Below are 13293 nucleotides of genomic sequence, written 5' to 3'. Positions count from 1 at the left end.
AGCGGTCACCCGGTGCAGCAGGACATTCAGTTCAGTGTGTTGCCGGAGTTTTTTTCGCCCTGGCGGGCGGTGCGCTCGAATTGACACTCTTGGCGTGCATCGCTGAGGTTGTTCTCAAAGGCTTCCAGGCCATCGTGCAACTGCCGCAATTCGCCGATCCGGGCCACCAGATCGGCTTTTTTTTCGGCGATCGCCTGCTGCGCCATGTCCCAGGGGAACACGTCGCCGCGGTAGCTGTTGAGGATCACCTGAAGCTCCTTGAGCTTGAAGCCCAATTGCTGGGCGCACTTGATGAACGTCAGCACCTCGACGCTCTCCTGGCTGTAGATCCGGTATTTGCCCTCACGCCTGGGCTCCGGCAACAGGCCGATCTCTTCGTAGTGGCGAATGCTTTTGACTGTGGTGCCCGACAGCTGGGCGGCTTTGCCGATATACATAAAGGTCCGTCTCGATGTTCAAACAGGGCTGATGCGCGACCAGGCCTCATGCCTGACCGGGGGCGATCATACCGTGGATAACATAGAGAGGTTGCGGCTGCGTGCTTATGACGCGCACAGCCGACCGGCGGTCCCTGGCCGCCAAGATCCGCAAGGGAGCGCAGAAGGGCTGACGGCGGTGAGCCGTCAGCGGAACCGGCAGGGCGGGGTCAGCTGGCGGCGGCGGTCACGCGCGCCTGCTCCAGCCAGATGTCGCGCTGTTCCGGCTTCGAGCCGAGGATCGGGCCGAACGTCAGCGTCTTGATCGGTTTGATGCCGCAGAACTCCAGGGTGGTCTTGCGCATCTGGTGCAGGCCCGGCATGCGGTAGATCCACTTGTAGTACCAGGGCGGGGTGTCCATGGTCACCAGCAGGTGCGCGGTGCGGCCCTTCAGCAGCTTGTCCGGAAAGGCCTTGCCCTTGCGGTACTTGAAGGCGAAGCCGGACAGCAGGATCCGGTCGAGGAAGCCTTTGAACAGCGCCGGAATCCCGCCCCACCAGATCGGGTACACGAAGGTCAGGTGCTCGGCCCAGGTGATGTCGGCCTGGGCCTGGAGCAGATCCGGTTCCAGGGGCTGGGGCTTGTTGTAGCCTTCGTGCAGCACCGGGTCGAAGTCCAGCGTGTCCAGGCGCAGCAGGCGCACGTCGTGGCCTGCCTCCTTGGCGGCCTGGACGTACGTATCGGTCAGGGCGCCGCAAAAGCTGTCGGTGGAAGGATGCCCCAGAATCACGAGCATTCGTTTGCGCATCATGTGTACTCCTGAAATGAAGCCCTCAGGATAGAGTCTGCCCCTAACGGTAGAGTCAAGGCGTTCCCGGCGTCAGCGCCTCCAGCAGGGCGCGGGCGTAGGCGGGCAGGTGGCCGATGTCGTGGGCGCAGAGGTGGAGCCGGCGCCGGGCCCAATCCTCGGACAGGGGGCGGCAGGCGATCCGTGGTTTTAGTGGCGAGCGTTCCAGCGCCGCCAACGGCACGATGGCCAGGCCGGCGCCGTGGGCGACCATGCGGATGACGCCGTCGAAACCGTCGGCGCGCATCCGGACCGCCATGCGCTGGCCGATGTGCAGCGCCTGTTCCTCCAGGTGGATCGCCAGTGCGCTGGCGGCGCCCAAGGCCACGTAGTCGTGGCTCAGGGTCTGGGCGAAGGTGAGCGACGGCCGCTCGGTCAGGGCATGCCCCGGCGGCAGGATCAGCACCAGCGGATCGTCGCGGAAGAAGCGGGTCTGCAAGCCTTCGCGGGCCACCGCATCCGAGACGATCCCCAGGTCCGCCGCCCCCTCGCGCAAGGCGTGGGTGATGCGGGCGCTGGGCAGTTCCTGCAGGTCGATGTCGAGGTTGGGGTGACGGCACAGGAAGTCCGCCAGGGCTTCGGGCAGGTATTCGGTGATGGCCGTGGTGTTGCACAGCAGGCGGATCCGGCCGTTGACCCCTTGGGCGTAGTCGGCCAGATCCTGCTGCAGGCGTTCGGCCTGTTGCAGCAGAATCCGTGCATGGTGAGCCAGGGCCTGCCCGGCCGGCGTCGGGGTGACGCCGCGGCGGCCGCGTTGCAGCAGATCGGTGCCCAGCGACGCTTCCATGGCGCGGATCCGCGCGCTGGCGGCGGCCAGCGACAGGTGGCTGCGGTCGGCGCCGGCGGTGATGTTGCCGGCGTCGAGGGTGTGCAGGAAGAGTCGCAGGTCGGTGAAGTCGAAGTGCATCGGAGAGTCTCGGGCAGTGTGTCGTTGGCACCGGCCCTATCGCGGGCACGCCCCCTCCCACAGGGACTGTGGTGTCCGGAAACTGTAGGCGCGAGCCTGCTCGCGATAGGGCCCGTAAGGTCGTCCTGTCGACCGCATACCTCTGTGGGAGCGGGCTTGCCCGCGATGGGGCCAGTCGCCTCAGCAGTCTTCTCAGCCTCTTGCTTTGCAATAGGCTGCCTCAGTATATGGCAGATTTCCAAAGCGTCCGGCCAAGCGCACAGTGGCGCCATGAACGCCTACCTCGATTTCTACCAGAACCTCGGCATCGTCTTGTCTTTGCTGGTCGTCGCCACCTTCTTCCTCGCCGGCTCGGTCAAGGGCGTGATCGGCCTCGGCTTGCCCACGGTCGCGATGGGGCTGCTCGGCCTGGCTATGGCGCCGGCGCAGGCAGCGGCGCTGCTGATTGTCCCGGCGACCCTGACCAACCTCTGGCAACTGGCCTTCGGCGGCCACTTGCCGGGGCTTGTGAAGCGCCTGTGGCCGATGCTGCTGTCGGTCTTCCTCGGCACCGGCGTCGGCACCCTGTGGCTCGGCATGGCGGGCGGGCAGTGGGTCGTGCGGGGGCTCGGGGCGGCGTTGCTGCTGTATGCGCTGTACGGGTTGTGGCTGCCGGCGTTGCGGGTCAGCCGTCGGCACGAACCTTGGCTTGGGCCTGTGTGCGGGGCCGTGACCGGGGTCATCACCTCGGCCACCGGCGTGTTCGTGATCCCGGCGGTGCCTTACCTGCAGGCGTTGGGCTTGAGCCGCGATGAACTGGTGCAGGCGCTGGGCCTGTCCTTCACCGTGTCGACCCTCGCCCTGGCCGGCGGCCTGCTGTGGCGCGGCGCCCTGGGCGGTGCGGAGTTCGGCGCCTCTTGGCTGGCGCTGGTGCCGGCGATGCTCGGCATGGGGTTCGGCCAATGGCTGCGCCGGCGGATCAGCGCCACGCTGTTCAAGCGGGTGTTCTTCATCGGTCTGGGCGCGCTCGGCGCCCATCTGCTGGTCAGCGGCTAGCCGACGAAGCGCTGAGCATCTCGATCGGGCGGATATCGAAATCCCGCTCCAGGTATTCCATGCGCTGCGCCAGGAACTGCTGCATGTGCGGCAGGTTCGAGTGCACGTCCAAATGCGCCTGGGACTCCCAGATCTCGTAGAAGATGAACAGGGTCGGATCGTGCTTGTCGCGCAGCATGTGGTACTCGATGCAGCCCGGTTCGGCGCGGCTCGGCTCGACATGGGCGCGGAAGAACGCCTCGAAGGCCTCGGCTTTTTCCGGGCGGGTCTTGGCGTGCAGGATGAAGCCCTGGCGTTCGCTCATCGTTCGGTTCCTCAGGTTGAAGGGGGCGCCCATGCTACTGCACGAATCGCCGGGTGATTCGTGATTCTCAGTCAAATGTCATTTGCGCAACCGCTGCTTATTCCGCGCGGGACGGATCGTTAACCTGCCGCCATTCCTTCACTTCCCTTCTCCATCCGGCGAGTGCGCCGGGCATTGGAATCCGATCGAGGCTGACCCATGAAAAGAGTCCTGTTGCTCAACGGCGGCAAAAAATTCGCCCACTCCGACGGCCGCTACAACGCCACCCTGCACGAGGCGGCGCTCGCCGTGCTCGACCGCGGCGGCCTCGACGTCAAGACCACCTTCATCGACGAGGGCTACGACGTGGCCGAAGAGGTGGCCAAGTTCCTCTGGGCCGACGTGATCATCTATCAGATGCCGGGCTGGTGGATGGGCGCGCCGTGGACCGTGAAGAAGTACGTCGACGAAGTGTTCACCGCCGGCCACGGCAGCCTCTACGCCAGCGACGGCCGCACCCGTTCCGACGCGTCGCAGAAGTACGGCAGCGGCGGCCTGATCCACGGCAAGCAATACATGCTGTCGCTGACCTGGAACGCGCCGCAGCAGGCCTTCGAAGACCCGACCGACTTCTTCGAGGCCAAGGGCGTGGATGCCGTCTACTTCCCGTTCCACAAGGCCAATCAGTTCCTGGGCATGACCGGCCTGCCGACGTTCCTGTGCGTGGACGTGATGAAACGCCCGAACATCGAGGCCGACGTCATGCGCTACGAACAGCACCTGAAAGAGGTGTTTGGCCTCAAGGCTTGAGGCTCGGCTACTATCGCAGGCCTGAGGTGCAGGCCTGTCGATTCGAGGACACCCGTGAAAGCCAGATCCGATGAGTTGCAGATTTTCGTCTGCGTGATCGAATGCGGTTCGATCTCCGCCGCCGCCGAGCAGGTCGGCCAGACGCCGTCGGCGGTCAGCCGCACGCTGTCGCGGCTGGAGGCCAAGCTCGAAACGACGCTGATCAACCGCACCACCCGGCGCATGGGCCTGACCGAAGAGGGCAAGTATTTCTTCGCGCAGGCCAAGCGCATCCTCGACCAGATGGACGAGCTGGAAGAACGGCTCATTTCCCGCCACCAGACCCCGTCCGGACGGCTGCGGATCAACGCCGCCTCGCCGTTCATGCTGCATGCGGTGGTGCCGTACGTCGACGAGTTCCGCCGCCTTTACCCGGACATCGTGCTGGAGCTCAACAGCAACGACCTGATCATCGACCTGCTGGAGCAAAGCACCGACATCGCCATCCGCATCGGCACCCTGGCCGACTCGACGCTGCACGCCCGGTCGCTCGGCTGCAGCCCGCTGATGATCGTCGCCAGCCCGGCGTACCTGGCGGCCCGCGGCACCCCCGCCGACGTGGCCGACCTGAGCCGGCACGTCCTGCTCGGCTTCACCCAGAACGAAAGCCTCAACCAGTGGCCGCTGCGTCATGTGCACGGCGACCGCTGGCCGGTCACCCCGGCCATCGGCGCCTCCAGCGGCGAGACCGTGCGTCACCTGGCGCTGGCAGGGCAGGGCATCGCTTGCCTGTCGCACTTCATGACCATCGACGACATCCGTGCCGGGCGCCTGAAGGTCGTGCTGGCGCAATTCAACAGCGGTTACCGGCAGCCGATCAACGCCGTGTATTACCGCAACTCGCAGCTGGCGCTGCGGATCCAGTGCTTCCTGGATTTCATCCAGGGCAAACTGGCGGCCTATGCCAGTGCGGACTTCAAGGGCTGACCGCCCCTCCACGCACCGAGAAACCTGTGGGAGCAACTGTATTAATCATTCCCTGCGGCACCTGGACTGCCGCCATCGCTGGCAAGCCAGCTCCCACAGGTATCGCGAATCACCGAAAACCACTGTGGGAGCGGGCTTGCCCGCGATGGCGTAGGGTCAGTCGATGCCAATGCCGACTGACAGACCGCCATCGCGAGCAGGCTCGCTCCTACACATGTGTGTCTTGAGTCGCGCAAACCTTTGGAAACAAAAGACTTCGGGCGGCATTTAAATTTTAGGTCGCGTTTTGCGGGCGCTCCGCACAATTGCGGCTAGGCTGATTCCCGGACACGCAGATTCGATACTGCAGGTCCGGCACCCACTTGATGTCAGGCATGAGGCCGTGTGAGTGGGTTACCTCCCGTGGAGTTTTTTTTGCAAAAGGAATTGGCGATGACCATGCGCACTCATGATGCCCTCCCCTAAAGGCATGTCCCGGCGAACGGAACGGCTTCGCCGCCTCACTTGTTAACGACCTACGGCCACTGACGGCCGGAATCCGCCATGGGCCCGGGCACCTGATGCCTGGCGCACGGGCGCGCTCATCCATGAAGTCGGCAATAACAGGGAACAGTCATGCTCATTCTAGGGATCACCAACAACGATCTGTCGGGCGCTTGCCTGGTGCGCGACGGTCAGATTCTGTCTGCGGTCAGCGAAGAACGCTTCACCCGGATCAAGGACCACAAGGTCTGGCCCGCCCAGTCCATCGAATTCGTGCTGAGCCATGCCGGCGTTTCGCTGGAGGATCTCGACCATGTGGCGTACGGATGGAACGCCGGCTTCAACGCCGACAAGCACATGGAGCTGTACTTCGACCGCATCGTCGAGGAGGCGCGGAACAATCCCGAAGGCCTTGCGCAGTTCCGCAAGCGCGTCACCGACGAGATCCGCAACGATAAGGAAAAGCGCGCCGAGTTCGACCGCTTCATCGCGGACAACGGCCTGGCCGGCAAGGCCTACTTCATCGACCACCATGAGTGCCATGCCCTGGGGGCCTACGTCTGCTCGCCGTTCGAGGAGGCGCTGACCCTGACCTGCGACGGACGCGGCGACTTCCAGTCCCTGACCGTGAGCTGGTACGGCCCGAACGAAACCACCGTGCTGCAGCGCGAGACCAGCATCGACAGCCTGGGCTATTTCTACGGGCGCATCACCCGCCTGCTGGGCTACAAGCCCAACCGGCACGAGGGCAAGATCACCGGCCTGGCCGCGTTCGGCGACCCGCAGAAGCTGCTGGGCGTGATGCAGCAGATGATCCGGTTCGAGGACGGGCGCATCAAGGCGGTGTGCGGCGACCTGTTCCTGCCGTCCTACGACCACTACGCCGACAGCCTGCAGGCCCTGCTGGCCGATGAGACCCCCGAGGACATCGCGGCGGCCGCCCAGCGCCACACCGAAGACCTGCTGGTGGCGACCGTCAGCCATCACCTGGCGCAACGGGGCAGCGCCGCCCTGTGCCTGGCCGGCGGCGTGTTCGGCAACGTGAAGCTCAACCAGCGCCTGCGCGAGATCCCCGGCGTGAAGGATGTCTACGTGCTGCCGTGCATGGGCGACGGCGGCCTGGCCCTGGCGGCGGCGGTCGGCGCGGCGTACCTGGAGAACGGCACCCGCTTCAGGGCTCCGTCGATGATGCTCGGGCCGGATTCGCGCAGCGTGTCGCAGAACATCAACCTGATCCACCGCGACTACCCCGAGCTCGGCTACCACACGCCGTCGAACCTCATCGAGGTGCTCACCGAGGCGTTGCAGGAAAACCAGGTGCTGGGCATGTTCAAGGGCAAGATGGAGTTCGGCCCGCGTTCGCTGTGCAACCGCAGCATCGTTTACCACGCGCAGGACGCCGAGGTGAACGACTGGCTGAACAAGCGCATGCACCGCACCGAGTTCATGCCGTTCGGCCCGGTCACCGCCATCGAACAGGCGGCGGCCTGCTACGTCGGCTGGGAGGAAAGCCAGGTGGCGGCGGACACCATGACCATGACCTACGATTGCCATCCGCAGTTTCGCGAGGCGAGCCCGGCGGTGGTGCACATCGACGGCACCGCACGGCCGCAGGTCATCCGTCCGCAGGCCGATCCGTTCATGCATCGCCTGCTGACCGCCTGGCACGAAAAGACCGGCCAGACCGCCTTGATCAACACCTCGTTCAACCGCCATGAGGAGCCCATCGTCTGCACGTCCCGGGATGCCCTGGATGCGTTGAAGGAGGGGATGGTGGACCTGGTGGTGATGAGCGAATCGCTGATCGTCTGGCGCAAGGGCAAGAACCGCTTCACCCAGCACCGTTTCGAATAGACGCAAGACCGACAGCAGGGCTCCGCCGGAGCCCTGACCGGGGGCAAGTCCTATGGATGACGAATGTATCTGATCTTTTTCGGTTTCTTTGCGGCGGAAGGGATCATCTATCCGTTCTGGCCGACCTGGCTGGACTCGCTGGGCTTCAGCGCCAGCCAGATCGGCCTGCTGATCGCGGCGGTGTACTGGCCGCAGGTGGTGACCGGCGTGCTGATCACCTACGTGGCCGACTGGCGCGTGGATCAGCTGCGCCTGGCCGCCGCGCTCGGTTTCGCGGCGGCGCTGTGCACGCTGCTGTTCCATTTCATGCCGGTGCAGCTGTGGGGATTCGTGTGCCTGAGCATCCTGTTCGGCGGGTTGTGGATGGTGGTGCTGCCGCTGTCCGAGTCCTATCTGCTCAAGCGCGACAAGCAGGCCTTGCAGAACTACGGCTGGGTGCGGGCGGTGGGCTCTTCGGCGTTCATCCTGACGTCGACCCTCGGCGGCCTGCTGTTTGCGCAGCAAGGCCAGTCCTGGGTGCCGCTGGTGATCGCGGCGAGCATGGCCTTCACCGGCGTGGCCTGCCTGTGGCTCAAGCATCGGGTGCCGCGCACGCCGCCGGCGCCGGCCGGACGCACCCCCAAGCGTCCGGACTGGACAGCGCTGTTCGCCCACAAGCCGTTGCTGATCGCGATCGCGGCGGCCAGCTGCATTCAGTTGAGCCACACCCTGTACTTTTCCACCGCATCGATCGGCTGGGGCGTGAAGGGGTATTCCGCGAGCTGGATCGGCGCGTTCTGGGCGCTGGCGGTGCTGGCGGAAATCACCTATTTCGCGTTCTCCAACAAAGTCCTGGCGCACTGGCCGGCGTTGCCGGTGGTGATGGTCTCCAGCGTCTGCGCCGCCGTGCGCTGGGCGTTCTTCTCCGACAGCGACACGCTGTCGCTGATCGTGCTGGGGCAATGCCTACACGCCCTGAGCTTCGCCGCCTACCATTCGGCGATCATGCGCCTGATCCGCGATCATGCGCCGCAGGACATCCAGGTCTTCACCCAGGGCGTCTACTATTCGCTGGCCGTCGCGTTGCCCATGGGGCTGGCCACGCCGTTCGCCGGCTACCTGTACGAGACACTGCCGCAGTGGTCCTATCGCGTCATGGCCCTGTTCGCCCTGGCCGGCACGGCGCTGGCCTTCATCGCCCACCAGAGAATGCGAAGTTCAACGGATGACACCAAGAACGTTTACAGCCGTCTGCTTTGACATGGACGGCGTGCTGATCCAGTCCCGCGAGATCATCGAGCTCGCCTGGACGACCGTGGCGCGCCAGTACGCAATCGCCGTCGACCAGGCGTTCATCGACGAGCACATTCACGGCCGCCCCGGCGGCTACACCTTGCAGGCCCTGTTCGGCCGCTTCGACGCACGCAAGCGGGCGGCGATCAAGCAGGAAGTCGACGCCATCGAGGAACGTTCCGCTTGCGCGCTGATGCCGGGCGTCGCCGAACTGATCGGCCGGCTCAAGGGCCGCGTCCCCATGGCCCTGGTGACCAGCAGTTGGCGGGCGCGGGTCGAGCACGTCCTGCAGCAGCACGATTTGGTCTCGGCCTTCGACACCGTCATCTGCCGTGACGATGTGCGCCACGGCAAGCCTGCGCCCGATCCCTATCACCTGGCGGCGGCGCGGCTGGGCTGCCGAGGCGATGAATGCCTGGTCTTCGAAGACTCCGTCAGCGGCGTGCAGTCGGCCACCGGCAGCGGCGCGCTGTGCATCGGCATCGGCGACGACCCGACCCTGACCGGGCACGGCGCCGTGTGCGCGTACGCCGACTTCACCCGGCTGCCGGTCTCGCTGGCGGCGGAGTCGGCCCATGGCTACGCCGACGGCGGCCTGGTCCTCGGTGCCCGGGAGGCGGTTCTTTCATGACGCCCACCCTCAAGCACGCCAGCGTCCTGTGGGACTTTCTCGGGTCGGGACGCGGGCACGAGCCCTGCGAGCTGATCGTGGTCTGCGGCTCCTACGACCTGCGGGTCTGCGACTACGCCTGCGAGCTGCTCAAGCGCGGCGTCGCCCCGCACCTGCTGTTCACCGGCAACACCGGCAACTGGACGAAGCATTTGTGGGAACGTCCCGAAGCCGATGTCTTTGCGCAACGGGCCCTTATGCTGGGGGTGCCGGCGCAGCGGTTCACCCTGGAGCGCCGCGCCACCAATTTCGCCGAGAACATCGCCTTCGCCAGGGCGCTGTTTCCGGACGTGCGCCGGGCGACGTTCCTGACCAAACCCAACTCGATCCGGCGCGTGGCGCTGACCTTGCCCGTGCAGTGGCCGGAGCTCGACGCGTGGGTGGATGCGCCGGCGTTCGGCTTTCCCGACGGGGTCAGCCATCTGATCGGCGTGCTGGGGCTGATCGACGAAATGGTCGGGGATGTGCACCGGATCAAGGTTTATCCGTCGCTGGGCTTTCAGGTCGGGCAGGAAATCCCGGAAGATGTCCAGGTGGCCTGGCGCTACCTGATCGAGCAGGGATTCGATCATCATCTGATCAAGGGAAGGGACTGACGCTGGCCTGATGCCGGAGACCCCATGCGCTACGACACACTGATCCGCAACGCCCACGTCATCGACGGCAGCAACGCCCCTGGCTACACCGCCGACGTTGCGCTGCGCGCCGGCCGCATCGAACGCATCGGCGACCTGCCGGATGCCCGCGCCCGCGAAGAGATCGACGCGGCCGGTCGGGTGCTGGCGCCGGGGTTCATCGACGTGCACACCCACGACGACACCGTGGTGATCCGCCAGCCGCAGATGCTGCCCAAGCTCAGCCAGGGAGTGACCACGGTGATCGTCGGCAACTGCGGGATCAGCGCCGCGCCGGTCAGCCTGCGGGGCGATCCGCCGGATCCGATGAACCTGCTGGGCAGTGCGGCGGCGTTCGTCTATCCACGCTTTCGCGATTACCGGGCGGCGGTCGAGTCGGCGAACACGACGCTGAACGTGGCGGCGCTGGTCGGGCACACGGCGCTGCGCAGCAATCACCTTGATGACCTGTTCCGCACCGCCAGCGCCGAAGAAATCACCGCGATGCGCGAGCAGTTGCGCGACAGCCTCGAAGCGGGCGCCCTGGGGTTATCCACAGGCCTGGCCTATGCGAGCGCGTTCTCGGCGTCCACCGAGGAGGTGATGCAACTGACCGAGGAACTGAACGCCTTCGGCGCGGTGTACACCACCCACCTGCGCAGCGAATTCGAACCGGTGCTGGAGGCCATGGACGAAGCGTTCCGCATCGGCCGCCATGCGCGCTCGCCGGTGATCGTCTCCCACCTCAAATGCGCCGGTGTCGGCAACTGGGGGCGCAGCCCGCAACTGCTGGCGTCCCTGGAGGCGGCGGCGAAGACCCATCCGGTGGGCTGCGACTGCTATCCCTACGCGGCCAGTTCCTCGACCCTGGATCTCAAGCAAGTCACCGACGCCCACCGCATCACCGTCACCTGGTCCACGCCCCACCCGCAGATGGGCGGCCGCGACCTGGCCGACATCGCCGCCGAGTGGCGCGTGCCGCTGCTGGAGGCGGCGCGACGCCTGCAACCGGCGGGCGCGGTGTATTACGGCATGGACGAGAACGACGTGCGACGGATCCTCGCGCATCCGCTGACGATGGTCGGCTCCGACGGCCTGCCGGAAGACCCGTTCCCGCATCCTCGCCTGTGGGGCGCGTTCCCTCGGGTGCTGGGGCATTTCAGCCGCGATGTCGGGCTGTTTGCGCTGCACACCGCCGTGCACAAGATGACCGGGCTGTCGGCCAAGCGCTTCGGCCTGGCGCAACGCGGGGAGATCCGCGAAGGGCATTGGGCGGACCTGGTGCTGTTCGATCCGGCCACCGTGCGCGACGTGGCGGACTTCAACGACCCGCAACGGCCGGCCCAGGGGATCGACGGCGTGTGGGTCAACGGCGCTTTGAGCTACCGCGACGGGCTAGCCACAGGGAGCCGGGAAGGGCGGTTTCTGGCGCGCCGGGGCGACCTGCGCGAGGGATTTCGCTGAGGATTCCGAGCAGTGCGTCACAGTGGTGGCACATTGCAATTAAAGAATGCCGTGCGCAGGCCGAAGCGCTGACATCCAGCCCGTCTACAATTGGGGCCAATCAGTCAGGGAGCAACCCATGAGCTTCGGCAAAACCACTCCGATCCTGCGGATTTTCGATGAGGCCAAGGCGATCGAGTTCTACGTCGGTTTCCTCGGCTTCACGATCGATTGGCAGCACCGCTTCGAAGAAGGCTTCCCGCTGTACCTGCAAGTCTCCCGGGGCGACTGCGTGCTGCACCTGTCCGAACACCACGGCGACGCCACGCCGGGCTCGGCCCTGCGCATCGAGACCGACGAGCTGGAAGCGTTCCAGCAGCAACTGATCGCCAAGGCCTACAAATTCGCCCGCCCGGGCATCCAGGCCATGCCGTGGGGCAGCCAGGACATGACCGTGACCGATCCGTTCGGGAACCGGTTGGTGTTCACCAATGCGATTTGTGTTTGAGACCGTTCAGTCCTTGTCGATCATCATCCGGTCGTGATTTTCTAGCCTGCGATCAACGATTTTCATCGATTGCAGGAGGACGTCATGGCCAGCATCATCATTCGTAATCTCGACGACGACATGAAAGAACAGCTTCGAATTGTCGCTGCTCAAAACGGGCGTTCAATGGAAGAAGAGGCCCGGTTCATCTTGCAGCGTGCCCTGACAGCGACAGGGCTGTCGGGCGGACTGGGCAGTCGCATCCGCGACCGGTTCAGAGAAGTGGGGGGCGCAGAACTCGATATGCCGTCGAGACCCGCAGTGTTAAGGACTTTGAGTGCAGCGGCACCGAGTGATCCCTGACTTATCCCAAAAAAAGCCCGCCGTCGCAGTGATGTTGAATCACTGCGACGGCGGGCTTTTTCATTGCGGCGGCGCTGATCAGGCGCCCTGCATCAGACGCGGAAGTGACTCACCATCTGCTGCAGCTGACCGCCCAGGCGGGCCAGCTCGACGCTGGACGCGGCGGTCTCGTCGCTTGCGGCGGCGGTCTGTTCGGACACGTCGCGCACGTTGATGATGCTGCGGCTGATCTCTTCGGCCACGGCGCTCTGCTGCTCGGCGGCGGCGGCGATCTGCTGGTTCATCGACTGGATGTTCGACACCGTGCGGGTGATGTTCTCCAGGGAGTCGCCGGCCTTGCGGGTCAGGGCCACGCTGCTGTCGGTCAGGGCGCGACTGTTGTTCATCACGGCGGCCACTTGCTGGGTGCCGTTCTGCAGGCCCGCCACCAGGCCTTCGATTTCCTCGGTGGACTTCTGCGTGCGCTGGGCCAGGCCGCGGACTTCGTCGGCGACCACGGCGAACCCACGGCCCGCCTCACCGGCACGGGCCGCTTCGATGGCGGCGTTGAGGGCCAGCAGGTTGGTCTGTTCGGCCACGGCCTTGATCACGTCCATGACGCTGCCGATCTTGTCGCTTTCCTGCTGCAGCACGGTCATGGCTTCGGTGGAGCGCACCACTTCGCTGGCCAGACGCTCGATCTGGGCGATGGCTTCGTTGACCACCTTGTCGCCGTCGCGGGCTTCGCCGTCGGCGGCCGCAGCGGCCTGGGAGGCCTCTTCGGCGTTGCGCGCGACTTCCTGCACAGTGGCGGTCATTTCGTGCATGGCGGTGGCGACCTGATCGGTCTCGACCTTCTGGCT

At 65.5% G+C, this 13293-nt stretch carries 15 protein-coding genes; 10 read left to right on the top strand and 5 right to left on the bottom strand.

Translation table 11 applies throughout. The features are described 5' to 3' along the window. Nucleotides 1-26 precede the first annotated feature (26 nt). From KVG96_RS21000 to KVG96_RS20990, 3 genes are all read right to left on the bottom strand, one after another. Complete coding sequence (locus KVG96_RS21000; RefSeq protein ID WP_217893755.1) at nt 27-437, bottom strand: MerR family transcriptional regulator; 411 nt, start codon at nt 435-437, stop codon at nt 27-29. A gap of 209 nt (nt 438-646) precedes the next feature. Next, the gene (locus KVG96_RS20995) at nt 647-1228 is read right to left on the bottom strand and encodes an NAD(P)H-dependent oxidoreductase (protein ID WP_217893754.1); all 582 of its coding nucleotides are present in this window, start codon (nt 1226-1228) and stop codon (nt 647-649) included. Nucleotides 1229-1280: 52 nt separating this feature from the next. Continuing rightward, the gene (locus KVG96_RS20990; RefSeq protein WP_217893753.1) at nt 1281-2171 is read right to left on the bottom strand and encodes a LysR family transcriptional regulator; all 891 of its coding nucleotides are present in this window, start codon (nt 2169-2171) and stop codon (nt 1281-1283) included. A gap of 270 nt (nt 2172-2441) precedes the next feature. On the opposite strand from KVG96_RS20990, the gene KVG96_RS20985 reads away from it, so the two are divergent. Beyond that, complete coding sequence (locus KVG96_RS20985) at nt 2442-3206, top strand: sulfite exporter TauE/SafE family protein (RefSeq protein ID WP_217893752.1); 765 nt, start codon at nt 2442-2444, stop codon at nt 3204-3206. On the opposite strand, the gene KVG96_RS20980 is transcribed toward KVG96_RS20985, so the two are convergent. Beyond that, entirely contained in the window at nt 3196-3510 is a 315-nt protein-coding gene (locus KVG96_RS20980) for a putative quinol monooxygenase (RefSeq protein ID WP_085578349.1), read from the bottom strand. The two genes, KVG96_RS20985 and KVG96_RS20980, sit on opposite strands and share 11 nt — an antisense overlap. Nucleotides 3511-3708: 198 nt before the next feature. On the opposite strand from KVG96_RS20980, the gene mdaB reads away from it, so the two are divergent. The 9 genes from mdaB to KVG96_RS20935 all read left to right on the top strand — a co-directional run bounded on the left by mdaB (nt 3709) and on the right by KVG96_RS20935 (nt 12451). Beyond that, nucleotides 3709-4299, top strand: a complete 591-nt coding sequence (gene mdaB, locus KVG96_RS20975; protein WP_217893751.1) for an NADPH:quinone oxidoreductase MdaB — start codon at nt 3709-3711, stop codon at nt 4297-4299. Between the two features lie 54 nt (nt 4300-4353). Continuing rightward, nucleotides 4354-5265, top strand: a complete 912-nt coding sequence (locus KVG96_RS20970; RefSeq protein WP_217893750.1) for a LysR substrate-binding domain-containing protein — start codon at nt 4354-4356, stop codon at nt 5263-5265. Nucleotides 5266-5880: 615 nt separating this feature from the next. Next, on the top strand, nt 5881-7602 hold the full coding sequence (locus KVG96_RS20965; RefSeq protein WP_217893749.1) for a carbamoyltransferase family protein: 1722 nt from the start codon (nt 5881-5883) through the stop codon (nt 7600-7602). Between the two features lie 63 nt (nt 7603-7665). Continuing rightward, nucleotides 7666-8841: an MFS transporter gene (locus KVG96_RS20960; protein ID WP_217893748.1), complete on the top strand. Its 1176-nt coding sequence runs from the start codon at nt 7666-7668 to the stop codon at nt 8839-8841. Between the two features lies 1 nt (nt 8842). Then, nucleotides 8843-9505 carry an HAD family hydrolase gene (locus tag KVG96_RS20955; RefSeq protein WP_264082384.1) on the top strand — a complete coding sequence of 221 codons (663 nt, stop codon included), beginning with the start codon at nt 8843-8845 and terminating at the stop codon, nt 9503-9505. Further along, complete coding sequence (locus tag KVG96_RS20950) at nt 9502-10140, top strand: YdcF family protein (protein WP_217893746.1); 639 nt, start codon at nt 9502-9504, stop codon at nt 10138-10140. Before KVG96_RS20955 ends, KVG96_RS20950 begins: the two co-directional genes overlap by 4 nt. 24 nt (nt 10141-10164) lie before the next feature. Further along, a complete protein-coding gene (locus tag KVG96_RS20945; protein ID WP_217893745.1) occupies nt 10165-11622 on the top strand; it encodes an N-acyl-D-amino-acid deacylase family protein in 1458 nt (485 codons plus the stop codon). A gap of 118 nt (nt 11623-11740) precedes the next feature. Further along, nucleotides 11741-12109: a glyoxalase superfamily protein gene (locus KVG96_RS20940; protein ID WP_217893744.1), complete on the top strand. Its 369-nt coding sequence runs from the start codon at nt 11741-11743 to the stop codon at nt 12107-12109. 84 nt (nt 12110-12193) lie between these two features. Further along, nucleotides 12194-12451: a FitA-like ribbon-helix-helix domain-containing protein gene (locus tag KVG96_RS20935; RefSeq protein ID WP_217893743.1), complete on the top strand. Its 258-nt coding sequence runs from the start codon at nt 12194-12196 to the stop codon at nt 12449-12451. A gap of 92 nt (nt 12452-12543) precedes the next feature. Here the strand turns inward: KVG96_RS20935 and KVG96_RS27855 are convergent, their stop codons facing one another. Then, entirely contained in the window at nt 12544-13248 is a 705-nt protein-coding gene (locus KVG96_RS27855; protein ID WP_400832060.1) for a methyl-accepting chemotaxis protein, read from the bottom strand. Nucleotides 13249-13293 lie beyond the last annotated feature (45 nt).

It is taken from the genome of Pseudomonas ekonensis (genome assembly GCF_019145435.1).
Lineage (GTDB): Bacteria > Pseudomonadota > Gammaproteobacteria > Pseudomonadales > Pseudomonadaceae > Aquipseudomonas > Aquipseudomonas ekonensis.
The sequence above is the reverse complement of the archived record's forward strand: the minus strand, read 5'-3'. Positions and strand labels throughout refer to the sequence as shown.

What these genes read in the sequence shown, in the direction of transcription:
- KVG96_RS21000 (WP_217893755.1), bottom strand. Translation starts at nt 437, where the DNA reads ATGTATATCGGCAAAGCCGCCCAGCTGTCGGGCACCACAGTCAAAAGC.
- KVG96_RS20955 (WP_264082384.1), top strand. Translation starts at nt 8,843, where the DNA reads ATGGACGGCGTGCTGATCCAGTCCCGCGAGATCATCGAGCTCGCCTGG.
- KVG96_RS20950 (WP_217893746.1), top strand. Translation starts at nt 9,502, where the DNA reads ATGACGCCCACCCTCAAGCACGCCAGCGTCCTGTGGGACTTTCTCGGG.
- KVG96_RS20960 (WP_217893748.1), top strand. Translation starts at nt 7,666, where the DNA reads ATGTATCTGATCTTTTTCGGTTTCTTTGCGGCGGAAGGGATCATCTAT.
- KVG96_RS20965 (WP_217893749.1), top strand. Translation starts at nt 5,881, where the DNA reads ATGCTCATTCTAGGGATCACCAACAACGATCTGTCGGGCGCTTGCCTG.
- KVG96_RS20980 (WP_085578349.1), bottom strand. Translation starts at nt 3,510, where the DNA reads ATGAGCGAACGCCAGGGCTTCATCCTGCACGCCAAGACCCGCCCGGAA.
- KVG96_RS20995 (WP_217893754.1), bottom strand. Translation starts at nt 1,228, where the DNA reads ATGATGCGCAAACGAATGCTCGTGATTCTGGGGCATCCTTCCACCGAC.
- KVG96_RS20990 (WP_217893753.1), bottom strand. Translation starts at nt 2,171, where the DNA reads ATGCACTTCGACTTCACCGACCTGCGACTCTTCCTGCACACCCTCGAC.
- KVG96_RS27855 (WP_400832060.1), bottom strand. Translation starts at nt 13,248, where the DNA reads ATGACCGCCACTGTGCAGGAAGTCGCGCGCAACGCCGAAGAGGCCTCC.
- KVG96_RS20935 (WP_217893743.1), top strand. Translation starts at nt 12,194, where the DNA reads ATGGCCAGCATCATCATTCGTAATCTCGACGACGACATGAAAGAACAG.
- KVG96_RS20940 (WP_217893744.1), top strand. Translation starts at nt 11,741, where the DNA reads ATGAGCTTCGGCAAAACCACTCCGATCCTGCGGATTTTCGATGAGGCC.
- KVG96_RS20945 (WP_217893745.1), top strand. Translation starts at nt 10,165, where the DNA reads ATGCGCTACGACACACTGATCCGCAACGCCCACGTCATCGACGGCAGC.
- KVG96_RS20985 (WP_217893752.1), top strand. Translation starts at nt 2,442, where the DNA reads ATGAACGCCTACCTCGATTTCTACCAGAACCTCGGCATCGTCTTGTCT.
- mdaB (WP_217893751.1), top strand. Translation starts at nt 3,709, where the DNA reads ATGAAAAGAGTCCTGTTGCTCAACGGCGGCAAAAAATTCGCCCACTCC.